The sequence below is a fragment of the Saccharothrix sp. NBAS 001 genome, assembly GCF_056640475.1.
Window position 1 is genome coordinate 8,650,285 of the sequence record NZ_CM153251.1, and the last position, 22,487, is coordinate 8,672,771.

Here is a 22,487-nt window from a genome sequence, read left to right on the forward strand (position 1 = left end):
CGACAGGCCGACGTCACGGAACCGCCGGATCCGCCCATTGGCTACGGTGATCCGCATGGAACGCAGCGCGCAGCGCCTGGGACGCGCCCTTGTCGTGATCGTGGACGACCGGGTGGCGCACGGTGAGCACGACGACAGCACGGGACCCCTGGTCACCGAGCTGCTGGAGGAAGCTGGATTCATCGTCGACGGCACCGTCGCGGTGGAGGGCGAGGTCGTGGGCATCCGCGCCGCGCTCAACACCGCGGTCATCGGTGGCGTCGACCTGGTGGTCACCGTCGGCGGCACCGGAGTGTCGCCGCGCGACGTCACGCCCGACGCCACGCAGGGTGTGCTGGACCGGCCCATCGCGGGCATCGCCGAGGCCCTGCGGGCTTCGGGGCTGGCCGCCGGCGCGGTCGACGCGGGGATCTCGCGCGGCCTCGTCGGGGTGTCCGGGAGCACCCTCGTGGTGAACCTCGCGGGTTCGCGTTCGGCGGTGCGGGACGGCATGGCGACCCTCTCCGCACTGGTGCCTTACGTCATCGAGCAGCTTTCCGGGCTCGACGAGTCATGAGCGAGCCCGTTGACGACGCCGCGGCCGCCGCTGCCGAAGAGGTGGCGAAGGAGGCGGCGCGGCGTCGTCGGCTGGCGGAGGTGTTCGGCGACGTCCTGCCCGAAGCGCCGGACGAGCCGGCCGCCCGGGGTCGTGACGAGCAGTGGTACCTGGACAACCGGCCTCCCCACCACGGGTAGCGGGGTTCGGCACCCGGTGGCGGGGTTCGCGGTCACGCGGGTGAGGCTCGGCCGCCGACGTCGGTGACCGGCCCCACTGCGGTGTGATCGGCGTGCGCGCGATCAGCGGTTGCGCTGCTGCGCGGCGAGCAGGTCGCGGATCTCCTTGAGCAGTTCGACGTCGGTCGGCTCCGACGGGCCGGGCTCCTGGCCGCGCTCGCGGCGCTCCTTGATCTTGTTCATCGGCAGCACGAAGATGAAGTAGACGACGGCCGCCACGATCACGAAGTTGATCACCGCCGTGATGATCGCGCCGAAGTCCATGATGGTCTTGTCGCTCTCGCCGAGCTTGACCGCGAGGCCGTCGACGTTGTTGCCGCCGAGCAGCGCGACGATCGGGTTGATCAGGTTGTTGGTGAACGCGGTGACGATCGCGCCGAACGCCGCGCCGATCACGACGGCGACCGCGAGGTCGACCACGTTCCCGCGCATCAGGAAGTCTTTGAAGCCCTTGATCACAGCCGGTTCCTCCATTCGGGGGGACATTGGGGTGCTAGCGGAGGGTAACCGGTTGGTCGACTTCCCGTGACACAGCGGTACGCGTGTCTGCTCTCGTTCAGGTCACGGCCCCGGGCCGGTGCGGATCAGCGCGTGGCGGCGGCCTCCGGGGCGTCGGCGTCCCAGGTCGCCGGGAGGCCGAACGCCGGGAACAGGTGCGGCCCGAACGTGGTGATCTCCACGATCCGGTCACCCTCCACTCGCAGCACGTCGAACTTGAACGCGCGGAACACGGTGTCGCCGTGCCGGCGCAGGTAGCTCGCGGCGGTCGGCATCCGGTTCGCCCACGTGGGCACCAGTCGCCAGTCGCCCTCCCGCTCGGGCCCGAGCGCGCGGTCCAGCAGCGGCTGGATCGTGTCGCGGCCGTCGTAGCACAGCGGCGCGGGCGGCATGGTGATCCGCAGGTCCTCGGCGGCCACCGCCAGCGCGGCACGGGCGTCGCAGCGCTGGTGGGCGTCGATGAACTTGTCCAGCAGGTCGCGCTCCGCCGGGCTCGGCTCGTGCGCCGACCAGTCGTTGCGGTGCGACGGCAGGTGCTCCCTCATGGTCGCCCGTGCCCGCTGGAGGGCGCTGTTGGTGGCGGCCACGGTGATGTCGAGCAGTTCGGCGGTCTCCTTCGCGGACATGTCGAGCACCTCCTTGGCCAGCAGCGCGGCCCGCTGCCGGGGCGGCAGGACCTGGAGGGTGGTGAGGAAGGCCAGTTCGACGGTCTCCCGCGCCACGGCCACCACGTCCGGCTCGTCCTCGGCGGGCGCGAGCAGGTCGTCCGGGTACGGGGTGAGCCAGCCGACCTCCTGCCGCGCGGTGGCCGGTTTGCGCCCTTTCGCCCGGATCAGGTCGAGGCAGGTGGTGGTCGCGATCCGGTACAGCCACGCCCGGACGTTGGCCCCGTCGAAGGTGCCCCACCCCTTCCACGCGCGCAGCAGCGTCTCCTGGACCGCGTCCTCGGCCTCGTCGTACGAGGCCAGCATCCGGTAGCAGTGGACGTGCAGCTCCCGCCGGTGGCTGCGGATCGCGCCGTCGAGGTCCATCAGCGGAGGTGGTTCTGGATGTGCTGGACGGCCCACGTGTTGCCGTCCGGGTCCTCGAAGAAGATGAAGCTCGCGTAGTCCTGGAGCTGCGGGTCCGGGCCGGGGGTCATGACGCCCTCCTCGAAGTGCTGGATGCCGGAGTGCTTGACGCTGTTCGCGTCGAGGTGCGCGGCGGCCGCCTCGATGTCGGCGACCACCAGGTGGTTGCCCTTCACCGAGCCGGGCTCGCCGTCGCCCAGACCCTTGCCGAAGACGATCGAGCACGCCGAGCCGGGCGGGGTGACCTGCACGACGCGGAACGAGTCGCCGGCGCGGTGGTCGGTGTCGACCCGGAAACCGAGCTTGTCGACGTAGAACTCCTTGGCGCGGTCGACGTCGGTGACGGGGACGACCACGACTTCGAGCTTCCAGTCCATTGTGTTCTCCTCGGTGCGGTGGGGTGGCGCTGTCGTCGTACATCCTGTGAAACGTCGGTCCGATCGACCACTCATCGGTCCAGCGATGACTTTTTCCAAGATCTTTTGAGATCGCCGTCCCCGCAGCCCGACGACACCCAATAGCCCACCCACCCCACCCGCCCTCCTGCCCCACCCACCCCACCCGCCTGCCTGCCCCGCCCACGCCCGCCCGCCCGCCGAGGGCATGACCACCTAGCCCGGCTGTGCGGCAGGCCGCGCTGTCCCAGACACCGCCCGGAACCCCCGCATGCCGCCCATCTCGGCAGACCTCGCCCAGCCGCCGACCTCGATCCCACCTGCCCCGGGCACTGCTCGCACCGGACCCACACCTGACCGGACGGCCGCCGTCTGGCCGTTCGCCCAGGGTGCCGCCGGCGCGGACGGCGGCAAGGTGCCCTCTGCGCTGCTCGACTTCGGCCGAGGGTCCGGCGATACCGCGATCACCGTCCTGCCCACGGCTGGACAGGTGCTCGGCCGGAGTCGTGCTCCCACCAACCCCGAGGTTGCCCAGCTCACCGTGAGCCCGCGCGGCGACCGGCTCACCGGGCCACGTTTCATTGGGCCACGTTCCATTGGGCCTGGGTCCGCCTGGCCTGGGTCCACTGGACCTGGGTGGGCCGGACCTGGGTGGGCCGGACGCGCCCAATCGGGACGTGTGGCGAGCCGAGGTGAGTGGGGTGAGGTGTGGTGGGCGCAGAGCCGCCTTGCTGGCCACTGTGGAGCCTCTGCGGGCGAGGGCGGCTGGCGCGAGGGCGGCTGAGGAGGGCGGGCCAGGCGGCGGGCAGGGCAGGAGGGCGGGGCAGGAGGGCGGGGCAGGAGGGCGGGAGGGGGCGGGAGGGTCAGCGGAGGGTCACGGTCACGGGTTGGGTCAGGGATTCGGCGGCCACCTTGGTCGCGGCTTCCCGGTCCACGGTCAGGACCACGACCTCGCCGTCGCGGACGGCGCTCACCGACGCGTGTTCGGCCAGCACGTGCGACTCCGCGCCCACCACGTCCACGCGGCTGCCCGTGCGCAGCAGCGACGCCACGGCCGGGTCTGCCAGGCGCACGGCCACCGACGCCGTGTCCGGGTCGCGGTTCGCCAGGCGGGCATCGGTCAGCGGCTCGCCGGCGCGTGCCGCCGAGAGCAGGGTGCGCCCGGTCGCCTCGGCCTCGGTGACCGGACCGGCTGGGGATAACTCGGGCGGAACGTGGATGGTCCGCACGTCGCCGGGGGTCAGCGGGACGTCCGGCGCCAGGTCGCGCGCGGCCACCAGGACGGGGGTGCCCGCCGGGGCCGGCCAGGCCGCTACCAGGGCCGCCAGCAGCGCCAACACCGTTGCCAAGATCTTTCGCAGGAGGTTCATGGGGACGACGGTAGGGATCTTGGCGGGGTGTGGAAAGCAGGAACCCCCGAGTTGTGGATTAACTCGGGGGCCTGTGGATAACTTGGGTACTAGGAGGCCGCCGCAGCCGGGGCCGAATCGCTCTTCGACGACGAAGAGGACGACGACGTGGACGTCTCGCTCTTGGTGGTCGAGGAGGACGTGTCACTCTTCGACTCGCTCTTCGCCGACGACGAGGACGCCGCCGAGCGGTTGTCGTTGCGGTAGAAGCCGCTGCCCTTGAACACCACGCCGACCGCTCCGTAGAGCTTGCGCAGCCTGCCCCCGCACTGCGGGCACTCGGTCAGCGCCGCGTCGGAGAAGGACTGCACCTCTTCGAACCGGTGGTCGCACTCGGTGCAGGCGTACTGGTAGGTCGGCACGGTTCGCCCCTCCACGGGTCCATGAATTGGCACTCCGCCGTCACGAGTGCCAACAACGATGATGCGCCGGCCGGCATACGCGGCGCAAACATCACAGGTCAACGTCACAGCGGCAGGCGGATCACGCCCGCTCCGGGCGTCAGGACGGCGTTCATCCGGACATCGTGCGGTTCCGCGGGCAGAACCGGGACGAACTCCTCGTCGCGCACCAAAGCGACCAGCGATCCCGTGGCCGACGGCAGCGACCGGTCGTAGTGCCCGCCGCCCTTGCCCAACCGCACGCCCTGGTGGTCCACCGCCAACGCCGGCACCAGCACCAACGCCGCCGACGCGATCGCCGACGCGCCCAACGGGGCGCCGGCCGGCTCACGCAGCCCATGGGGGCCGGGACGCAGCGAACCGTCGTACAAAGCCCACTCCAGCGCAGCGTCCCCGACGACGATCGGCAGCAGTACCCGGTACCCGCCGGAACGAAGCGTGTCGATCATCTCCAGCGACCCCGGTTCACCCCCGATCGCGAGGTACGCGCACACCGTCTGACCAGGCACGACATCAAATGCCGCAACCGCCTTCAGCACCTCGGACGACAGGGGGGCGGCCGCCGCGGTACGCCGAGCGGCCCGCAACTGTGTGCGCAGAGTCGCCTTGCGGTTACGTAGATCGGACGTCATGGCAGGTCACCCTAGGCGCGCCGTTACGCTCGCTCCTCATGAGCGCCTTCCAGACAGCAATCGTGCCCGCTGCGGGGTTGGGCACGCGCTTTCTCCCGACCACCAAAGCGGTGCCCAAGGAGCTGCTGCCGGTCGTCGACACCCCAGGCATCGAGCTGGTCGCCGCCGAGGCCGCACAGGCCGGCGCGACGAAGCTCGTGATCGTCACCTCACCCGGCAAGGACGCGGTCGCCGAGTACTTCCGGCCGCAGCCCGAACTGGAACAGACGCTCGAAGCGCGCGGCAAGACCGACCTGGTCGAGAAGGTCCGGCGCGCGCCCAACCTGCTGCACGTGGAGACCGCGCTCCAGGACAAGGCCCTCGGCCTCGGCCACGCGGTCGGCTGCGCCGAGGGCAACCTGACCGCCGACGACGAGGCGGTGGCCGTGCTGCTGCCGGACGACCTCGTGCTGCCGACCGGCGTGCTGTCCCGGATGGCCGCGGTGCGCGAGCGGTTCGGCGGGAGCGTGCTCTGCGCGTTCGACATCCCCAAGGAGCAGATCTCCGCGTACGGCGTGTTCGACGTCCGCGAGATCGGCGAGGACGACGTCAAGCGGGTCGTCGGCATGGTCGAGAAGCCCAGGTCGGAGGACGCCCCGTCGACGTTCGCGGCGGCCGGCCGGTACCTGCTCGACCGGGCGGTGTTCGACGCGCTCAAGCGGATCACGCCCGGCGCGGGCGGCGAACTCCAGCTCACCGACGCCATCGCGCTGCTGATCGAAGAGGGCCACCCGGTGCACGTCGTGGTCCACCGGGGTGGGCGACACGACCTGGGCAATCCGGGAGGATTCCTCAAAGCTGCGGTTGACTTCGCACTTGAGCACCCGGACTACGGGCCCGAGCTGGGGGAGTGGTTGCGGGAACGCCTCGGCAACTCTTGAACGAGGGTCAACACATGAGGTCAGTGGACGAGCAGCTCGCCAGGGTGATCGCCGCCGCCGTGCGGCCCGCCCCGGTGCGCGTGGCGATCTCCGAGTCGCAGGGCCTGCTCTGCGCGGAGGAGGTCGTCGCGGAACGCGCCCTGCCCGGTTTCGACCAGGCGGCGGTGGACGGCTACGCGGTGCGCAGCGTGGACGTGCAGGCCGCCAACGACGAACCGGTGCAGCTACCCGTGGTCGGTGAGATCACGGCCGGGTCGCGCCAGCCCAGACGGCTGCAACCGGGCCAGGCGGTCCGGGTGGCCACGGGCTCGCCGCTGCCGACGCTGGCCGACGCCGTGGTGCCGCTCGGGTACACCGACGGGCACCCGGCGAAGGTGACCGTGCGACGCCCCGTGCCGTCCGCCGGGTACGTCCGGCGGACCGGCGAGGACGTGCAGACCGGTGACGTCGCGGTGCGCCGCGGCGCGACCATCGGGGCCGCCCAGGTGGGTCTGCTCGCCGCGGTCGGGCGCAACAAGGTGCTCGTCCACCCCCGGCCGAGGGTGTCGGTCATCTCGGTCGGCGAGGAGCTGGTCGACGTCGACCGCACCCCCGGTCAGGGGCAGGTCTACGACGTCAACTCCTACGCGCTGGCCGCCGCCGCGCGGGACGCGGGCGCCGAGGTCAGCCGGGTCGGCATCCAGTCCGCCGACCCGCGCCGGCTGCGCGAGGTGGTCGAGGGCCGGCTGCTGCTGTCCGAGATCGTGGTGATCGCGGGCGGGGTCGGCGGGGTGATCGGCGACGAGGTGCGCGCCGCGCTGGCCGACCTCGGCGACGTCGACTCGACCCGGGTGGCCATGCACCCCGGCTCGGTGCAGGGCTTCGGCCGGCTCGGGCCGGACGCGGTGCCCACGTTCCTGCTGCCCGCGAACCCGATGAGCGCCCTGGTCGTCTTCGAGGTGCTGGTCCGTCCGCTGATCCGGGCCGCGCTGGGCAAGCGCAACCCGTACCGGCGGGCGGTGAACGCGCGGCTGCTGTCGCCGCTGACCTCGACCAAGGGCCGGCGCGGCTACCTGCGCGGCCAGCTGCTGCGGGACGCGGACAACGGCGAGTACCTGGTGCAGCCGCTGGGTACCTCCGGGTCGCACCTGCTGGCGTCGTTGGCCGAGGCGAACTGCCTGATCATGGTCGACGAGGACGTCACCGACGTCGTCGTGGGCGAGGAAGTGCTGGTCAGCTTCCTCGCCCAAAAGAGTTGAACCCGGAAGAGTTGAACCCGGCAGAGTCGGGCCCGGAAGAGTCGGACCGGGCGTCGCGAGGCGTCGACACGCAGAGGGAACGGATGAGCGCGGGTCTGGGGTGGGAGGGCGGCCGACGCCCCGGCTGGCCCGCGCGGCTCGGACCGCTGCGGGTGGAGGCCGGGCTGGTCGCGCTGCGCCCGCCCAAGCTGTTCGACGCCACCGCGTGGTCCCGGATCCGGCTGCGCGACCAGTCCTACCTGGAGAACTGGGAGCCGACGGCGGTCGACGGCTGGCCCGAGCGCAACGCCGCCATGGCCTGGCCCGCGCAGTGGTCGTCGCTGAAGTCGCTGGCCCGGCGCGGGCAGGCGCTGCCGTTCGTGATCACCGTCGACGGCGACCTGGCCGGGCAGATCACCGTCGGCAACATCGTGCGCGGGTCCCTGCGGTCGGCGTGGGTCGGCTACTGGGTGGCCGCCGACCGGGCGCGCGGCGGGGTCGCCACGGCGGCCCTCGCGCTGGTCGTGGACCACTGCTTCGGCGATGCCGGGCTGCACCGGCTGGAGGCCACCGTGCGGCCGGAGAACGTCGCCAGCCTCCGGGTGCTCGCGAAGGCCGGTTTCCGCGAGGAGGGCCTGTTCCGGCGCTACCTCGACGTGGCCGGGGACTGGCGGGACCACCTCTGTTTCGCGATGACCTCCGAGGAAGCCTCGCCGGAGGGCCTGGTACGCCGTTTGGCGGCGCAGGGGCACGTCCGAACCGCCTGATCACCGGGCCGTCCGGCTTATTCGGATCACCCGAAAGTGGGTGATAGACCACACTTTGGTACGTACGCCGGTCGGCGAGCCTCCGACACAGGTGTGACTGTTGTGACTAGCGTGGCGTACGCAGTTCGCGTGCCGCGGGGTAGGGGGAGGTGACGGGGATGCCGAGTTCGCTGATCGTCGTGGGGCTGGTCGTGGCCTGGCTGGTCGTCCTCGTCCCCATGGTCGTGCGCAAGCGCGCCGATGCGCGGAACAGCATGGAGGAGGAGTACGACGCCATGCCTGATGCCGAGTTCGACGAGGACTACGAGGAGTTCGCCGACCAGGTCGACGACTTCGAGGAGGAGCACGCCCACCGGCCGTACCGGCCCGGTCGCGGCGGCTACGACGCGGAGACGGCGGCCATCGTGGCGCAGGCGAAGTACGCCTTCCGCCGCCGCGTCGTCGCCGCGCTCCTGCTGACCGCGCTGGTCACCGGTGTCGTCGCGGGCGTGCTGTACCCGCTCGTGTGGTGGGGCCACGCGGCCGTCGACCTGTCCCTGGTCGGGTACCTGGTGTACCTGCGCCGCCAGGTCCGCATCGAAGAGGACATCCGCGCCCGCCGGCTGGCCCGGCTCGCCCAGGCCCGCCGCCGCACGTCCGCGCGCCCCGCCGCCCGGCAGGAGGCGGCGGAGGAGGTCGAGGACACCGGCCTGGCCCCGCAGCCGCGCTTCCAGCACCAGGTCCGCCCCGGCACCGTGGTGGTCGACGCGGACGACGAGGACCCGATGTTCGTCGAGCTGGACGGCCCGGAGGCCCTCCCGTACCGGCGCGCCTCGGGCGAGTAGTGGGGGGGGTGGCAAAACCACCCCCGCACTACTGATATGCTTCTCCCCGCACGACGGGAACGACAACTGAACACGGGGCTGTAGCGCAGTTGGTAGCGCGACTCGTTCGCATCGAGTAGGTCAGGGGTTCGATTCCCCTCAGCTCCACCAAATGACTACTTGCACGAACCCTCCAAGGGGCGGAATCCGGTAAGCCGGGTTCCGCCCCTTGGGTTTGTGGGGCACTGGTCGGCTGGGGTACCCGGAAGACGGGGACCATGCGGCCCGGCCCGGTTATGTTGATCTTGACGACGAAGGTTTCCACGAGGGCTTTGCGTTGGTTGAGGTTGCCTGCGTGGAGTACTTGGGTGATGTGCTGTTGGACGTCGTCCAGTGTGGCCGCGTCGGGCATGGCGGGTTCGGTCTCCAGTTCCTCGGCGAGTTCGGCTTCCCGTTCGCGGAGGGCGCGTTGGGTGTTGCGGTGCTGGAGGAGTCGGGCCTTGACGTTGTCGTCGTCGGCGTCGAAGGTGTCGGCCTCGAAAGCGTCGAGGTACTTGTTGATCTTGGCGGTGACCTTGGCGAGTTCCGCGCGGACGGTCGTGAGTTCGGCGGTGACGGTGTCGTGGCTGGACTCGTAGACCTGTTGTGCTGCTGTGACGGCGTCGTGCATGAGGTCGTGGTGGCTGCCGTAGAAGGTGGCCATCGCGCCGAGCAGCGCGGCGTCGACCTCGTCGGCGTTGAGCCGGTCCATGTCGCACTTGTCGGTGCCGTACTTGATCCGGTTGTTGCAGGTGTAGTAGCGGTAGACCTTCTTGGTCTTACCGGTGGCGCGGGTGCCGATCATGGCCGCGCCACATTGTGGGCAGGGCAGGTGGCCGGTGGCCATGTAGTCCGAGCCGTTGGCCGCGTGGGTGGTGGCGGCTTCGCCGCGCTTCTCCATGAGCCGTTGGGCTTCGGCGAACTGCTTCTCGGTGATGATCGGGGGGTGCGCGTCGGTCTTGACGACGCCCCGGAAGTGCATCTCGCCGAGGTAGACCCGGTTCTCCAGGATGGTGAGGATGCGTTTGAACGCCCAGAGCGCGCCTCGGCGGGTGCGGTGGCCGCGTTCGTTGAGGGTGTTGGAGATGGTTTTGGAGCCGAACCGGTCCAGGGTGTAGAGGTCGAAGACCAGTCGGATGAGGACGGCTTCGGTCTCGTTGACGACGAGCAGGTTGGTGGTGGGGTCGACGTCGTAGCCGGGTGGCGGCGGTCCGCCCTTCCATTGGCCCTTCGCGGCCTTGCTCTCCATGCCTGAGGTGACCCGGTCCACGATCATGTCCCGCTCGAACTGGGCGAACATGGCGAGGATCTGGAAGAGCATCCGGCCGATCGGGGTGGAGGTGTCGAAGGGCTCGGTCGCGGACCGGAAGGCCACGCCGTGCTCCTCCAGCACTTCCAGCAGGGTCACGGTGTCGCGCAGGTTCCGGGAGAACCTGTCCACCCGGTAGACCAACAGCACGTCGATCAGACCGCCGCGTACCCACTTGAGCGCCTTTTGCAAGCCGGGTCGTTCGGTGTCCTTTCCGGACGCGTCGTCGGCGAACCGCTTGACGATCTGCCAGGCGGGCTGGGAGTGGACGTATGCGGCGAGCCGGCTGTCCTGCACCTCGATGGAGAACGGCTGGTTCTCGTCGTCGGTCGAGCGGCGCACGTAGATGCCGACCCGGACGGTGTCCAGGTCCAGCGCGGCCTTGGCGACCCGTTTCGTGGTGGCACGTCTAGCCAAGGTCGCCGCTCCGTTCCCGGGCTTCCTGCTCCCAGTGGGTGACCGTGGCCAGCATGTGGACCATCAGCCGGCCGAGCGGGGTGGAGGTGTCCAACTGTTCGGCGACGGACCGGACGGCGACCCCGGCGGCCTCCAGTTCCCGGAGCACGTCCAGCACGACGGGCAGACGGTCGGACAACCGGCGCAGCTCGTCCACCACCAGTACATCGATCCGCCCCTGCTTGGCACACCGGATGACCTGCCGCAGCGTGGGGTCGGTCGTGGCACGGTCGGTGCCCCAGGAGCCGAACCTGTGGACGACAGTCCAGTCCGGGCTGCCGGCCACGAGGTCTTCCACCCGGTGGGCGGGAGTGCCGTTGCGCACGTACACGGCGACGCGCGTAGTCATTTCGGGCGTGACGCTTCCCATTCGGGGATCTCCCTTGAAATCGCCGGAAAGAGTTCTTTTGCACGCGGAATCCGGCAAGGCTCTGCCCTGCCCTGGAATGGGATGTTGCATGAACTCAATTTACCCATTCCCGGGAGTATTGAAAAGCGGCTGTATTTGCCGGTCGTTCCGTGTTTCGTTCCATGCGGAAATCAAATTGGCGAGAGTGTCCACGGCTGCCGTGCGTGCGTCGTCGCCCAGCGGCACGGTCTCGACGTGGTCGATCACCCATGTGGTGGTGTGCGGTTCGGTGCTGCCCACGAGTCCCCCTGGATGGCCGGGGAGCCTCGTCCCTGTCGGGCGTGGCTCCCCGGCAGTTCGCTTAGGTCACCGATGTTCGGCGGCGCGTGTGATGGTGCGGTGGATGCGTGCGGTGTGGGCCGCCTGCCACTCGCGGAAGGTGCGTCGGCCGATCTTGCGTTGCAGGTGCGGGTGGTTGTTCTGCGTCATGCCGACCGGGCTGGGTCCGAGGACGGCGTCCAGGTCGGTGGCGGCGTTGCTGTGCCATCCCGCCTCTGCGATGGCGGTTTCGTCGGGGAAGACATCGGCCACGCGATCGGTGTCCGGGTCGAGCAGGTGGTCCTGCTTGCCGCCGTAGCTGTAGACCCATTTGAAATTGTCCGGCGGGTCGGGTTCGACCAGTCTTTGGAACCTTTCGATTTCCTTCGTGTAGGAGTAGACGAGGGTGTCGGGGACGGCGCGGGCTATCCGCAGCCAGGCGGACAGATAGGCGTCGCTGAAGTAGTCGCCGGAGTCGTGCACGCGCAGCGCTGCGCCCCGAAACTTCGGGTGGGCCAACTCCGCGAGCATGTCCGCCTCCCACTGCGGGAGGTCGTCCAGGACCCGGGCGAGGGTGCGTTCGTGCTTGGCGAGCACCGCCGGGAACCGGTAGCTCCCGTGGCGGGCGTAGCAGACCGCCGCGCACACCCCGGCCGCCGGACACGTGACGTAGGCGCGGCCGTCCGGAAGCCGTCCGGCGAGGGCGGGCAGGGAGAAGCCGTGGATGTTGTGCGGGCGCAGGTACCGGTTCTGGGTGATCATCCGTTCCGGTCGCCTGCGCCCGTCGTGGGTGGTGGTCGTGGTGGTGTGCTCCGTCAGTCGGTGTGGGTTGGAACGAGGGGGCGGCCGTTGACGTCGCGCGGGTCGGACAGCGGGGTCACGCGGTGCTCGGTGGTGACCACGACGCCGAACGAGGCGAGCAGCGCCAAGACGGCGCTCACGGCGCCGGTCAGGGCGTCGCCCTGGCCGCCGGTCAGCAGGCCGGAGCCGACCAGTCCGGCGATCAGCGCGGTGAGTCCGCCGACGACGGACCCGGCGACGCGCAACGGGCGGGGACGGGGTTCGGACAAGGGTTCTCCTTGGTGCGGTTGGGGATGGTCGCCGCTATTCCGCTCGAACCACAGGACGAAGCGGTACGCGCCCTTGGTGGCGAGCCAGAGCAGCAGGGCGAGGGAGACCACGAGCGAGCCGCCGCCGGGTTGGATTCCGGCAGGCTCGTGGGTCACGGCCGGGTGATCCAGTCGCCCGCGTAGACCCGGTCAGGATCGGCGATCTCGTTGCGGCCGGCGATGGCCGCGACGGTGGTGCCCCAGAGCGCGGCGAGCGCGGACAGGGTGTCGCCGTACTGGAGCTGGTACCGCTCGGCGCCGCCGTCGGTTCCGGGAACGCTGATGGTGTCGCCTGCGCGGATGATGTCGGGATCGGCGATCCCGTTGCGGTGGGCCAGTTCCGGGACCGTGGTCCCGGTGCGGGCGGCGATGCCGGACAGGGTGTCGCCGTACTGGATCACGTAGGGCACCCAGTCCGAGGGCGCGGGCTGCGGCGTCGGCTGAGGGACGGGTGCCGGGGCCGCGCCGTCGAGCACGAACGCGCCGAGCGTCCAGCCGCCCACGGTGGCGTTGCGGTCCACGAACCCGCCGAACCCCGGGACGACGCCCTCCTGGGTGTGCTGGTGGATCGCCAGCCGGCTGTGCGCGTAGTCCACGTTGCCGGGGTCGCCGTTGTACTGCGCGCACCACAGCAGCACGCCGTCGTCGGCCCACTCGTCCGGGCGCAGGCGGCGGGTGAACCAGTACTGGTTCGCGTAGACGAGCAGTTCGCGGCGGCCGGAGCGGGCGCGGTACTCGCGGATGAACTCCCCGACGAACCCGTTGGGGTCGCCGAACCCGTCCGCCTCCATGTCGAGCATCGGCCACAGGGACCCGGAGCCCAGCAGGCTGCGGGCGTTGAGCTGGTCCACGAAGTGCTGCGCTTGGCCGCCGGCGTCGCCGGGGTGGGCGTAGTGGTAGCCCCCGCTCGCGATGCCGACGTTGCGGGCCCCGTCCGCCTGCGCGGTGGCGTGCGGGTTGATGTACCCGGTTCCCTCGGTGACCTTCACCGAGCAGTAGGAGATGTTGTTGCCCCGCAAGGCGTCCCAGTCGATCTGGGAGCCCTGCCACGAGCTGATGTCGATTCCGTAGTCGGTCAAGCGTGTCCTTCCGTTTGCGGGCATGACGAAGCGGCCGAAGCACCGGGTGGTGGTGTCGGCGCGCGGGTTCGGGTGGGTCAGGTGGTGGGTGGGAACGGGGTGCCGCGCCGTGCGGCGGCTGCGGCGTCCTCGGCGGCGCGGCGGCGGTCCCGCTCGGCGTCCAACTCGGTCTCAAGACCGGCGAGGCGGCGTTCCAACTTCGTGATGCGCGTGCGCAACGCGGCCAGCTCTGCGGCGTGGGCGGTGCGCATGGCGGCGGTCCCGGCGGCGTGCGCGGTCTCCCGCGCGGCCAACGCCGCCAGGTACTCGGCACGGTCGCTGCGGTTCGCCGTCATCAGCCTGTGGTTCGCGGTGAGCAGGTAGCCGACGACGAGCACCAGCGCACCGGCCACACCGAAACTGGGTAGAAGCGAGAGGTCTACGGAGACCACCTCCGAGACGTAGGGAGCCGGGGCGACTGCTACCCTCAGCGCGCAATCGCTACGCGCTGTCGCCAAACCAGCGGGATTGCCACAACTCGCACCGCCCAGCAAGAGTGTCAAGCTGTGCCCATATACGAGCGGTACCCATATACGAGCGGCACCCGTTCCGGGGTCCTTACCTCTCACTGAGGGCCAGCCGAGCCGGAACGGCAATTGGAGACAACACTGCTTTGATCGCCGTACTCATCCAGTAGGCGGTCAGCGCTCGGCCTGACTGCCGGTACTGGAGTGTGGTGTGTCCGAGGTCTGGGCAGTCGCCCTGATGATCGTCGTTCTGGCAGTGCTGGCCTCTGTCGTGTGGCTGCGCGATCCCAAGATCAAAAGCTTGAGTCTGCGGGCGGGCGGGCCGAAAATCTTCGCCGGCCTGCACATGGAACGTGAGATGGAAGCCGGACCGGGACTACGGCACGCGGACGCCCTCACGTCCGAGGACGGCGCGCGCGTCGGGGTCGACGGCGGGGTCGGGGGTGAGTCCGGTGTCGGTGGGTGTTCCGGTTCCGTTGGTGGCGCGCAGGGTGAGCACTTGGCGGACGTTGCCGGTGTCGTCGCCGCTGGTGCGGATGCCGATGACCCAGGCGGGCGTGGACAGGGCTGCGCCGACGGCGTCTACCACACGGACGAGGTCGCCGAGTTGGATGCGCGGGTCGGGCAGGATTTCGACGTCGCCGAGCAGCGGCAGGGGCAGTGAGGCCATGTCGAGCAGGTAGGTGGCGATCTGGGCGGCGGTCTCCCACCGTTGTATCCAGGGTGTGGCGGGGACTTGGTAGACCTGTGCGCCGTAGCGGGTGCGGCTGGTATCGGTGTAGCGGCGCAGGGACAGGCGGGCGGGGCTGCCGGTGGCCTGTCGTGGCGAGAACACCGACAGAGAGGACACGCCGCCGCTGGTGACCATATAGACGGTGCCGGCCGAGAGGTTGCGGAAGGACAGGCGCAGGCTCGCGCCGTCGCGTTCGGTGGTGGCCTCGATCGCTCCGAGCAGTCCGAGGGTGCCTGCGGCGGTGGTGGAGAACCGGACGCGGCTGGTGCCTGCGGGGAGGTTGTTCGCGTAGAGGACCGGGGGCGGGGCGTCGAACTCGTCGCGGTCGTAGTCGAAGGTCAGGGTGAGGGTCTGGCCGACGCTGATGGAGCGGACTCCGGTGTCGGTGAACCGTTCGCTGGTGGCTCCGGGCTGGTAGACGGTGTACGGCACGTCCACGACGTTGCGGACGGAGTCGATGGCGTCGGAGACGCGCAGGGAGGCGATCTCGCGGGCGCTGGTGACGGTGAGCACGGGCTGTCCGGGCGCGCGGAACCGGAAGTTGCTGCGGTAGCGGAAGATGCCGTAGGCGTCGAACTCGGCGGTGGACTGTTCCGCAGTGGCGATGTCGCTGATCAGTTCCCACGCGCTGGCCTGGACGGGCGGGATCGCGCGCAACTGGGAGGCGAGTCCTTCCACGACCGCGCCGCGTGTCCAGGCGGGCTCGAACTCGGCGCGGGTCATGGGGGTGAGGCGTGAGGAGAGCTGGACGGATTCGGTGACCAGTCCGGCGCTCAGTTCGACGTGGAGGAGCTGGGCCGAGGTCATCGACGCGAACGCGGCGAACCCGATCTCCTTGTAGCCGCCGGGGATTCCGGGGCCGGTGAGGTGGTAGCGGGCGGTGGGCGCGGTGCCGGACCAGGTCCAGTGCACGCCCAGGTGGTAGCTGCCCTTGGCGCGCAGCCCGACGCCGGTGTCGGTGCGGCCGGCGGTCGTGCTGCCGGTGGTGCCCACGGTGATGGTGTCGGCGTTGAGGTCGAGTTCGACGTAAAGGGTGTCCACGGCGCTGTCGGCCTGGAACACCAGCGAGAGCCGCGTTCGGCCGGTGGCCTGGTTGAGGGTCGCGTTCTGGGTCCATGCCTCCACGAACAGGGAGCGTCCGCCCGTGGTGGTGCGGGTGCGGGGTTCCCAGCGGACCACGAACGGCTGGGTGTAGGGCTCCAGGGCGAGCGACCACGGGGTGTCGGTGGCGCGGTAGGAGTGGGAGGTGGAGTTGTGGCTGCGGTAGAAGCCGATGCCGGGCACGATCCCGCCGTGCAGCGAGGCGTGCAGCAGACAGTCCGGCCGTGGCGGCGGACTGGTGTGGATGCCTGCTTCGCGCAGCAGGTGGTCCACGATCCAGTGGCCGGAGGCGATCGGGCCGTCGTTGACCGACATCACGGCGGGCAGCCGGGCTGCGTCGCGCAGGCGTTCCGCGCCGTCGAGCGCGGAGACCTGCACGGTGCCGGTGCGGGAGTCGGCGGTGCGGTCGCGGACGGTCCCCCGGAACGCGGGCAGCGCGTCCCCGCCGAGGCCCCAGCCGTGCAGGGCGGACTGTCCGGGCCGGGCGATGTCGGAGGTGGCGTGCGGGGCGTAGGGGCTGTAGAGCTGGGCGGCCGTGGCGGTGTCGGTCCCGGACAGGGTCAACCGCAGTTCGGCCGCCGCCGATCCGTTGGTGGCGCGCATCGGGGCGGGCAGATCGGAGGCGTAGGCCCGGTCCACCGACCACTCGGTGACCTGCGCAGTCAGGTCACGGCCGCCCAGCCTGGTGAGGCCGGAGTGGACCCGTTCGGCCTCGCCGAGCGCGGCGACGAGTCGCGGGTCAGCTGCTAGCACGGCGCACCTCCACGAGGGTGAGCGACAGGTCCCGGTGCGGCAGGCGCGGCCGGTCGGTGTAACCGGTGATGGTCATCGCGGGGCAACCGTCACCCAAGGGAATGGGTTCGTCGGCGGTCACGGGCGAGCCGATGCGCAGCAGCGCGGCCCCGATCGGTGTGGGCGTGGTGAGCGTGGGCAGCCGGACCTTGGGCAGGACGAACGCCGCGCCGCCAGGCGGCACCAGCGACACGACGGGTGCGGTCGGCCCGACAGAGTCCAGGAAGGTCCCGGTGCGGTCGTAGAACTCCAGCACGCCACGGGCACCGAGGCCGCGGGTGAGGGTGGTGGTGAAGGAGACGGCCAGGCCGGACGCGACGGGGAAGCCGACCCAGTGGGGGTGGCCGTAGACGAGTTGGCTGCTGGTGTCCTGCGTGCCGGTGAAGGTGATCGTCCCGTCCGGCTGGTCTGCGAGCGTGCCGAACCCGGTCAGCGCGATCCCCTCCCGAGGCGCAAGGCCCTGCGACTGTGGGCCGCCCAATAGGTTGTCGGCGGCGGGGTCGAGCACCGCCAGGGGGGCGGGGCCGAACACGCGCCGGGCCAGCGCGTCCAGCCACCGCACGTCCTCAAGTGGCAGTGCCGACCAGGACAGCGACAGCCGGCGGGGTGGGGTGGCCAGCCTGGTGACGGTGATCCCGCCGGAGAGGGCGGCGAACTCCTGCACTCCGAGCGACACGGAGCGGTCGAACTCCGTGGCACTGTCGGCGACGGAGCGCAGGCGGCCGGGTGGCCCGATCCACAGGTTGTCCACGGGTCACCTCCGGGCGAGGACGCGTTGCCCGTCTGCGGTGGCACGGGCGATCTCGGTAGCGCCGATCTGCACCACGACCGGGCGCGCGGCCAGCTCGCGCACGGCGTCCACCAGCGCGGCCACGTCCACGTCCGGCTGCCGGTCCGCCCTAGGGGTCGGGACGATGACACGTCCGGGTGGAGAACCTGTTGTGGTGTCGGGGTTTCCGGCCTGTCGTGGGATGCTGGCGGTGAGGTCGGACAGGTAGTCGCGGACGGCGGGTTCGCCGTCCTCCAACCCGGTCAGGAAGCCACGCATGACAAGGACACCGTTGCGGCGCAACAGGGTCTTGTCGCGCTCCGGTGGTCCTTTCCAGTCCGGCAGCCAGTCCGTGATCTGGTTCAGCTTGTCCTTGACCCAGCCGACGGCGGACTCGATGCCGCGTACCAGGCCCCGGATGATGTCCTTCCCGGCTTCGACCAGCAGGCCGCCGAGGTCGCCGAGGGCTCGGACGATGCCGCCGGGCAGGTCGGCGATCAGCCCGAGCAGGCCGCCCGTGGCGGTGTTCGCCGCGCCCCAGAGTGCTTGCAGCGCACCGGACACGATCTGCTTGAGCCCGTCCCAGGCGCGCGACCAGTCGCCGGTGAGCAGGCCCATGGCGACGTCGAGCAGGCCGCGCAGGAACGTCAGCGCGCCGGACACGATCGAGACGATGTTGTCGAACACCGGCCGCACGACGTTGTCGATCAGCCACGTCAGGGTCGGGGCCAGCTTGCCGGTGATCTCGGCGGTGACCCCGGCGAGCATGGCGGTCCAGACCGCGAGCACGTCCGTGGCCTGCACGACCACGGGCAGCAGCGCCTGGACCAGCGAGATCACCGACGGCAGCAGGGTGACGCCCAGCTCCAGCAGCGGCGGCAGGAGGGGCAGCAGCCCTTCCGTGCTGATCCGCAACAGCCCCTCGGCGAGTGGTGGCAACAGGGGCAGAAGCCCTTGCAGGCCAACGGAGAGAACCTCGCCGATCAACTGTCCAATTTGGACCAAAGTGGGCTGGGCGGCGGCGAGCCCGACCGAGAGCACCGACGCCAGCTGGCTGATCACCTCCACGGCGACCGGCAGGATGGGCAGCGCGGCCTGGAGTCCGGCGACCAGTGCGCCCGTCCACAGCTCTGTGAGCTGCGCGAACACCGGTAGCAGGGCTGAGACGGCGGTGAGCAGCGCACCGCCGATCTGCACCGCGATGGGCGTCAGGACGCGAAGAAGATTCGCAAAAAGCGGTGCGGCGGTGCGGACCGCTTGGGCGAGCAGGCCGCCGAGTTGCACGACGAGCGGGGCGACCGCGCGGGCCAGGTCGATCAGCGCGGGCGACAGCTCGCGAACCCCGTCGGCCAGCGCGCCGCCGACCAGCTCGCCGACCACGACCTGGACGGCCGGGGCCAGCGCGGAGACGATGCCCGAGACGGCGGACAGGGCCGGGACCAGCACCGACGCCAGCGCCTGGGCCGCTGTGCCGGCCAGGGGCGCGAGGGCGGCGAGGATCTGGCCGGCGGGGGCCAGCCCGGCCTGGAGCACGCCGAGCGCTGCGGCGACCATCGGCCCGAGCTGCGCGATCGCCGGGGCCAGGATCGAGCCGACCACGCGCGCGGCTTCGGCCAGCAGGGGCAGCAGCGCCGACGCGACCGCGCCCAGACCGCCGAAAATCTGTTGTAGCGCAAGGGTTCCCTCGGCGGACCGGAGGAACGCGAGCAGTGAGCCGGTGGCCGTGTTGAGGGTCTGGAACAGGGTTGCGCCCTGGGTGTTCGCGGCCTGGAAGACCGTGAACACGATGCGGGCGAGGTTGGCCAGCAGGTGGGCCAGGTCGCCGAGCGCGGACAGCCCGGCGGACATCCATTCGTGCAGCCGGCCGGACTCGCGTGCCTGGGCGATGAACCGGGAGAACGCGCCCGCGCTCTCGGCGATCCCGGACGCGAAGCCGGGGAGGAACTCCGATCCGACCGCCGCGATGTCGCGCACGGCGGACAGCAGCGGCCCGGTCCCGCGCGCCAGTTCGCGCACGGATTGCCCGGTGTTGTCCAGGATGGACCGGACGTCGTCGAGGGTGCGGCCCTCGGAGGCGAACCCGGCGGCGTCGCGCGCCGCGGCGTTGAACCCGCCGGAGATCCCGGTCAGCCCGGTGCGCAGGACGGGCAGGTAGCGCGCGCCCAGCGCGGAGACCTCGCCCGACAGTCCGGAGAACAGCGCCGATTGGATGTCGAGCTTGAGCCCGTCGAACTCGGGCTTGAGCGCGCGGACGGCGTCGGCGGTCTCCCGCATCGCGGGCGGGAAGTCCTTGACCGCCTTGACGTACTTCTCCGGGGTGTCGGCCTTGAGCGCGTCGGACAGTCCGTCCACGCCGAGCTTGAGCGTTTGCACGGCGACGGCCGCCGCGATCCCGACCGCCGGGAGGACGAGCAGCGAGCCGGACGCGGTTGCGGTGGCGGCACCGAGGCCGCCGGTCAGGCTGATGGCCTGCGCGAGCGCACCGGCCAGCGCGGCGTACTTGAGGGTGGCCGCGCCGACCGTGGCGGTGTGGCTGGCGATGGAGCCAGTCAGGCGGGTGACGCCGCTGTCGAGCTGGGCCAGGCCGCGCACGGACGCGCCCACCGAGCGGTCCAGCGCCGTGCGGATGGTGACCGTGTGCCCGGACAGCCGGCGCTTGAGGTCGGCGAACGCATCGCGCGCGGGCGCGGCGTCGAGTTCGGCGAGTAGCCGCATGGCGGTCCGGTCGCCCGCGCGGGCCAGCTCGGCGAGCTGGGCGCGCACCAGCGCGGTCTGGATCTGCGCGCCCAACGAGATGTCAGGGGCGCCGCGTTCGGCTTGGTTGATCTGTTCCCGGACGTGGCGTCCGAGTCCTTGCAGGGACGGGAGGACCTTGAGGTAGGCGTGGCCGACGGTTGCCAGGAGCGCTCACGCTCCCCGCATCCACAGCGCGATCTCGCGCAGCGAACGCACTTCCGGTCCGGGTTCACCCCCTGCCGGTGCGGGCGGGGAGGTGTCGGCGAGGGCGAGGGGCGCGGCCACGTCGGCGTCGGTGACCTTTCCGCCCAAGGCGGTGGCGACGGTGGCCCACAGCAGGGTGACGCGGCGTTCGAGTGCGGCGAGCAGGACTTCGGGCCGGGTCCATCCGGCGTCGGGTCCGGTCGCCCGCCACACGGCGGCGTCGTCCGGGAGGTGCGCGACCACCGCGCACACCCGCCGGAACGACAGCGTGCCCCGGTAGAGGTCCAGCAGGTCCAGGCCGTACCGGAGGAGGTCGGTTTCGAGCGCGGTCGCGGTGGTGTCGTCCGCCAGGAGGCGGGCGACGATCAGGGGTTTCCCCGCCCCAGCTCCCGCATAATCGTCTGCGAGAAGTGCTCCGCGTCAGCGGCCGTGGTCGCCAGGCCGCGCCAGGCCCTGTACTGATCCTCGCCCAGGATCATCCGCAGCGACAGCAGGACCTTGCCCTCCTCCTCGGCCTCGATCGCGGCGAGCGGGAACTCCGAGGCGGACGGGAGGGTGAAGCGCTTGCCGCGCCACATCACCGCGTGCTCGCTGCGCGTGGTGTCGGCCGGGCGGTCGGTGGCCTCGCGGCGTTGGGATCGGCTCACTTCGTGTTCTCCTCGATGGCGAGCGTGCCGCCGCCGGGTGCGGCGAGCAGGACGGCGGGGTCGTCGGTGAGCCACACGGCCAGCGTCGATCCGCTGGACGGGGCGAGCGCGGCGAAGCTGATGCCCCAGCGGGATTCCTGGGTGCGCGTCCACTGGGCGTCCTGGGTCTCGGAGACCTCGGCGCGCGGGACGTAGAGCCGGTGGTGGTAGATCTCGGTCGCCGAGATCTGGTCGACCCAGTCCACGCACAGCGCGCGCTCGTCGCCGCGCGGGACGGACGAGATCTCGGCGCGGTACTTCTTCGCACCAGGCGTGGTCTCGGTGAACACCATCCCGCCGAAGTACGCGCCCAGGACGACGGCCTTGGTCTCCTGGAACACCGAGCTGACGCCGAATTCCTGGCTGGTGTAGATGAACCGCGCCGGGGTGACCTGCTGCCAGTGCTTGGTGCCGGACTTCTCGATCGCGCGGCGGATGGTCACCCCGTCCTCGGTGGACAGCCCCAGGCCGTTCCACGCGGTCGGGAGCGGGGTTGTGGAGTCGGACGGTTCGGGTGTGCCCGGAGGCGCGAGGGAGATTTCCCCGGTACCGGGGACGCGGACGAGGGTTGGACGAGGGGCCAAGCGGACGACCTCCAGGAGGGCGCGGGAGGGACGCGTTCCCGGATGTCGTGCGCTGGGAGGCGGGCAGCCTCCCGGCATCGGGTACGAGGGATCAGCGGGTGGTGGTGCGGGCGCGCACCACCACGGCGGCGGTGGCAAGCGGTCGGTCGGTGTGCGGGTCGAGGCCGCCCAGCGGCCCTGTCACGGGTTCGCCGCCGGTCAGGCCGGGTGCCGGTCGCGGGAGGCACAGCAGCGCCAACGCCATGGCGACGGCGGCCTTGGCAGCGTGTTCGGTGCGGTGCCAGCAGGTCAGCCGGATCACCACGCGCTGGAGCGCGGGCCAGGCCCAGGTGTGGCCGTCCTCGGCGACCAGCAGCCACGGCAACGACGGCGGCCCGCCGTCCGGGCCGTCGCCGACCTGGGTGGAGACCTTGATGCCCGCGAGTTCGGGTTCGGGTCGGGTGGCGAGCTGGGGGCGCAGCGTGCGGACCACCAGCCCGGCCACGTCGACCGGGACCGGCAGCGCGCCGGTCATGACTCGCTGCCCGCGTCCAGACCGGTGACCTCCAGCCCGGTGGCCTCGGCCGCGCGCTTGAGCAGCCCGTAGCGCGCCTCCATGCCGGTCCCGGCCGGGTGGCGCACCGCCACGGTGAACCCTGGCCGGTCGTGGTTGGGGTCGGCGAACACCTCCACCGGCACCGGCTCGCCCGAAGTGACGCGGTGACCGGCGCCGCGCGCGGTCGCGCCGGTCTGCTCGGCCGCGGCCTGCACCGCGTCCCGGAACCCATCGGAGTTCAGCAGCCCGCGCACGCCGTCGCGGTCGACTCGGAAGCCCTCGAACGCGTCCACGGC

Annotated in this window: 25 protein-coding genes, 1 tRNA gene and 1 pseudogene; 7 read left to right on the forward strand and 20 right to left on the reverse strand. The window is 71.1% G+C overall.

Annotated elements, in window-relative coordinates; all coding sequences use genetic code 11:
• The first annotated feature begins 55 nt into the window (after positions 1 to 55).
• Both AC0HI0_RS38510 and AC0HI0_RS38515 read left to right on the forward strand, forming a co-directional pair.
• Positions 56 to 556: a MogA/MoaB family molybdenum cofactor biosynthesis protein gene (locus tag AC0HI0_RS38510; protein WP_480928389.1), complete on the forward strand. Its 501-nt coding sequence runs from the start codon at positions 56 to 58 to the stop codon at positions 554 to 556.
• Positions 553 to 735, forward strand: coding sequence for a hypothetical protein (locus AC0HI0_RS38515; RefSeq protein WP_480928390.1), 183 nt, complete (start codon positions 553 to 555; stop codon positions 733 to 735). Before AC0HI0_RS38510 ends, AC0HI0_RS38515 begins: the two co-directional genes overlap by 4 nt.
• A gap of 102 nt (positions 736 to 837) precedes the next feature.
• On the opposite strand, the gene mscL is transcribed toward AC0HI0_RS38515, so the two are convergent.
• The 6 genes from mscL to AC0HI0_RS38545 all read right to left on the reverse strand — a co-directional run bounded on the left by mscL (position 838) and on the right by AC0HI0_RS38545 (position 5,179).
• Positions 838 to 1,233 carry a large-conductance mechanosensitive channel protein MscL gene (mscL, locus tag AC0HI0_RS38520; protein ID WP_480934486.1) on the reverse strand — a complete coding sequence of 132 codons (396 nt, stop codon included), beginning with the start codon at positions 1,231 to 1,233 and terminating at the stop codon, positions 838 to 840.
• A gap of 125 nt (positions 1,234 to 1,358) precedes the next feature.
• On the reverse strand, positions 1,359 to 2,303 hold the full coding sequence (locus AC0HI0_RS38525; protein WP_480928391.1) for an RNA polymerase subunit sigma-70: 945 nt from the start codon (positions 2,301 to 2,303) through the stop codon (positions 1,359 to 1,361).
• Complete coding sequence (locus AC0HI0_RS38530; RefSeq protein WP_480928392.1) at positions 2,303 to 2,719, reverse strand: glyoxalase superfamily protein; 417 nt, start codon at positions 2,717 to 2,719, stop codon at positions 2,303 to 2,305. The genes AC0HI0_RS38525 and AC0HI0_RS38530 overlap by 1 nt, the downstream gene beginning before the upstream one ends.
• Positions 2,720 to 3,600: 881 nt before the next feature.
• Positions 3,601 to 4,107, reverse strand: coding sequence for an SAF domain-containing protein (locus tag AC0HI0_RS38535; RefSeq protein ID WP_480928393.1), 507 nt, complete (start codon positions 4,105 to 4,107; stop codon positions 3,601 to 3,603).
• 89 nt (positions 4,108 to 4,196) lie between these two features.
• A complete protein-coding gene (locus tag AC0HI0_RS38540) occupies positions 4,197 to 4,508 on the reverse strand; it encodes an FmdB family zinc ribbon protein (protein ID WP_480928394.1) in 312 nt (103 codons plus the stop codon).
• A gap of 104 nt (positions 4,509 to 4,612) precedes the next feature.
• A complete protein-coding gene (locus AC0HI0_RS38545; protein WP_480928395.1) occupies positions 4,613 to 5,179 on the reverse strand; it encodes a 5-formyltetrahydrofolate cyclo-ligase in 567 nt (188 codons plus the stop codon).
• A gap of 38 nt (positions 5,180 to 5,217) precedes the next feature.
• Here AC0HI0_RS38545 and AC0HI0_RS38550 point away from each other — a divergent pair, with 38 nt between their 5' ends.
• From AC0HI0_RS38550 to AC0HI0_RS38570, 5 genes are all read left to right on the forward strand, one after another.
• A complete protein-coding gene (locus tag AC0HI0_RS38550; RefSeq protein WP_480928396.1) occupies positions 5,218 to 6,099 on the forward strand; it encodes a UTP--glucose-1-phosphate uridylyltransferase in 882 nt (293 codons plus the stop codon).
• A gap of 14 nt (positions 6,100 to 6,113) precedes the next feature.
• Positions 6,114 to 7,337 carry a molybdotransferase-like divisome protein Glp gene (gene glp, locus AC0HI0_RS38555; protein ID WP_480928397.1) on the forward strand — a complete coding sequence of 408 codons (1,224 nt, stop codon included), beginning with the start codon at positions 6,114 to 6,116 and terminating at the stop codon, positions 7,335 to 7,337.
• Positions 7,338 to 7,420: 83 nt separating this feature from the next.
• Positions 7,421 to 8,083: a GNAT family N-acetyltransferase gene (locus AC0HI0_RS38560; protein WP_480928398.1), complete on the forward strand. Its 663-nt coding sequence runs from the start codon at positions 7,421 to 7,423 to the stop codon at positions 8,081 to 8,083.
• Positions 8,084 to 8,241: 158 nt separating this feature from the next.
• A complete protein-coding gene (gene sepX, locus AC0HI0_RS38565) occupies positions 8,242 to 8,907 on the forward strand; it encodes a divisome protein SepX/GlpR (protein WP_480928399.1) in 666 nt (221 codons plus the stop codon).
• A 74-nt stretch (positions 8,908 to 8,981) separates the two neighbouring features.
• Positions 8,982 to 9,057 (forward strand) — tRNA-Ala (locus tag AC0HI0_RS38570).
• 592 nt (positions 9,058 to 9,649) lie between these two features.
• Here AC0HI0_RS38570 and AC0HI0_RS38575 read toward each other — a convergent pair.
• The 14 genes and pseudogenes from AC0HI0_RS38575 to AC0HI0_RS38640 form a co-directional block, all read right to left on the reverse strand.
• A pseudogene (locus tag AC0HI0_RS38575) lies at positions 9,650 to 10,576 on the reverse strand (recombinase family protein); the annotation flags it as partial.
• A gap of 67 nt (positions 10,577 to 10,643) precedes the next feature.
• The gene (locus tag AC0HI0_RS38580; protein ID WP_480928400.1) at positions 10,644 to 11,039 is read right to left on the reverse strand and encodes a recombinase family protein; all 396 of its coding nucleotides are present in this window, start codon (positions 11,037 to 11,039) and stop codon (positions 10,644 to 10,646) included.
• A gap of 366 nt (positions 11,040 to 11,405) precedes the next feature.
• Positions 11,406 to 12,119: a GP88 family protein gene (locus tag AC0HI0_RS38585; RefSeq protein WP_480928401.1), complete on the reverse strand. Its 714-nt coding sequence runs from the start codon at positions 12,117 to 12,119 to the stop codon at positions 11,406 to 11,408.
• Between the two features lie 53 nt (positions 12,120 to 12,172).
• A complete protein-coding gene (locus tag AC0HI0_RS38590) occupies positions 12,173 to 12,583 on the reverse strand; it encodes a hypothetical protein (RefSeq protein WP_480928402.1) in 411 nt (136 codons plus the stop codon).
• Positions 12,580 to 13,545: a GH25 family lysozyme gene (locus tag AC0HI0_RS38595; RefSeq protein WP_480928403.1), complete on the reverse strand. Its 966-nt coding sequence runs from the start codon at positions 13,543 to 13,545 to the stop codon at positions 12,580 to 12,582. The genes AC0HI0_RS38590 and AC0HI0_RS38595 overlap by 4 nt, the downstream gene beginning before the upstream one ends.
• 77 nt (positions 13,546 to 13,622) lie before the next feature.
• Entirely contained in the window at positions 13,623 to 13,937 is a 315-nt protein-coding gene (locus AC0HI0_RS38600; protein WP_480928404.1) for a hypothetical protein, read from the reverse strand.
• 490 nt (positions 13,938 to 14,427) lie between these two features.
• Positions 14,428 to 16,638, reverse strand: coding sequence for a hypothetical protein (locus AC0HI0_RS38605; protein WP_480928405.1), 2,211 nt, complete (start codon positions 16,636 to 16,638; stop codon positions 14,428 to 14,430).
• Positions 16,625 to 17,428, reverse strand: a complete 804-nt coding sequence (locus AC0HI0_RS38610) for a hypothetical protein (protein WP_480928406.1) — start codon at positions 17,426 to 17,428, stop codon at positions 16,625 to 16,627. Before AC0HI0_RS38610 ends, AC0HI0_RS38605 begins: the two co-directional genes overlap by 14 nt.
• Positions 17,429 to 17,431: 3 nt before the next feature.
• A complete protein-coding gene (locus AC0HI0_RS38615) occupies positions 17,432 to 20,236 on the reverse strand; it encodes a phage tail protein (protein WP_480928407.1) in 2,805 nt (934 codons plus the stop codon).
• Positions 20,237 to 20,353: 117 nt separating this feature from the next.
• Positions 20,354 to 20,629, reverse strand: a complete 276-nt coding sequence (locus tag AC0HI0_RS38620; protein WP_480928408.1) for a hypothetical protein — start codon at positions 20,627 to 20,629, stop codon at positions 20,354 to 20,356.
• Between the two features lie 122 nt (positions 20,630 to 20,751).
• The gene (locus AC0HI0_RS38625) at positions 20,752 to 21,033 is read right to left on the reverse strand and encodes a hypothetical protein (RefSeq protein ID WP_480928409.1); all 282 of its coding nucleotides are present in this window, start codon (positions 21,031 to 21,033) and stop codon (positions 20,752 to 20,754) included.
• Complete coding sequence (locus tag AC0HI0_RS38630; protein WP_480928410.1) at positions 21,030 to 21,734, reverse strand: phage tail tube protein; 705 nt, start codon at positions 21,732 to 21,734, stop codon at positions 21,030 to 21,032. The genes AC0HI0_RS38625 and AC0HI0_RS38630 overlap by 4 nt, the downstream gene beginning before the upstream one ends.
• Positions 21,735 to 21,747: 13 nt before the next feature.
• The gene (locus tag AC0HI0_RS38635; RefSeq protein ID WP_480928411.1) at positions 21,748 to 22,170 is read right to left on the reverse strand and encodes a hypothetical protein; all 423 of its coding nucleotides are present in this window, start codon (positions 22,168 to 22,170) and stop codon (positions 21,748 to 21,750) included.
• Complete coding sequence (locus tag AC0HI0_RS38640; protein ID WP_480928412.1) at positions 22,167 to 22,484, reverse strand: hypothetical protein; 318 nt, start codon at positions 22,482 to 22,484, stop codon at positions 22,167 to 22,169. Before AC0HI0_RS38640 ends, AC0HI0_RS38635 begins: the two co-directional genes overlap by 4 nt.
• Positions 22,485 to 22,487 lie beyond the last annotated feature (3 nt).

Coding starts and splice junctions, on each gene's coding strand:
- AC0HI0_RS38510 (WP_480928389.1), top strand. CDS start 56: ATGGAACGCAGCGCGCAGCGCCTGGGACGCGCCCTTGTCGTGATCGTG.
- AC0HI0_RS38515 (WP_480928390.1), top strand. CDS start 553: ATGAGCGAGCCCGTTGACGACGCCGCGGCCGCCGCTGCCGAAGAGGTG.
- AC0HI0_RS38525 (WP_480928391.1), bottom strand. CDS start 2,303: ATGGACCTCGACGGCGCGATCCGCAGCCACCGGCGGGAGCTGCACGTC.
- AC0HI0_RS38530 (WP_480928392.1), bottom strand. CDS start 2,719: ATGGACTGGAAGCTCGAAGTCGTGGTCGTCCCCGTCACCGACGTCGAC.
- AC0HI0_RS38535 (WP_480928393.1), bottom strand. CDS start 4,107: ATGAACCTCCTGCGAAAGATCTTGGCAACGGTGTTGGCGCTGCTGGCG.
- AC0HI0_RS38545 (WP_480928395.1), bottom strand. CDS start 5,179: ATGACGTCCGATCTACGTAACCGCAAGGCGACTCTGCGCACACAGTTG.
- AC0HI0_RS38550 (WP_480928396.1), top strand. CDS start 5,218: ATGAGCGCCTTCCAGACAGCAATCGTGCCCGCTGCGGGGTTGGGCACG.
- glp (WP_480928397.1), top strand. CDS start 6,114: ATGAGGTCAGTGGACGAGCAGCTCGCCAGGGTGATCGCCGCCGCCGTG.
- AC0HI0_RS38560 (WP_480928398.1), top strand. CDS start 7,421: ATGAGCGCGGGTCTGGGGTGGGAGGGCGGCCGACGCCCCGGCTGGCCC.
- sepX (WP_480928399.1), top strand. CDS start 8,242: ATGCCGAGTTCGCTGATCGTCGTGGGGCTGGTCGTGGCCTGGCTGGTC.
- AC0HI0_RS38580 (WP_480928400.1), bottom strand. CDS start 11,039: ATGACTACGCGCGTCGCCGTGTACGTGCGCAACGGCACTCCCGCCCAC.
- AC0HI0_RS38585 (WP_480928401.1), bottom strand. CDS start 12,119: ATGATCACCCAGAACCGGTACCTGCGCCCGCACAACATCCACGGCTTC.
- AC0HI0_RS38630 (WP_480928410.1), bottom strand. CDS start 21,734: ATGCCGGGAGGCTGCCCGCCTCCCAGCGCACGACATCCGGGAACGCGT.
- AC0HI0_RS38635 (WP_480928411.1), bottom strand. CDS start 22,170: ATGACCGGCGCGCTGCCGGTCCCGGTCGACGTGGCCGGGCTGGTGGTC.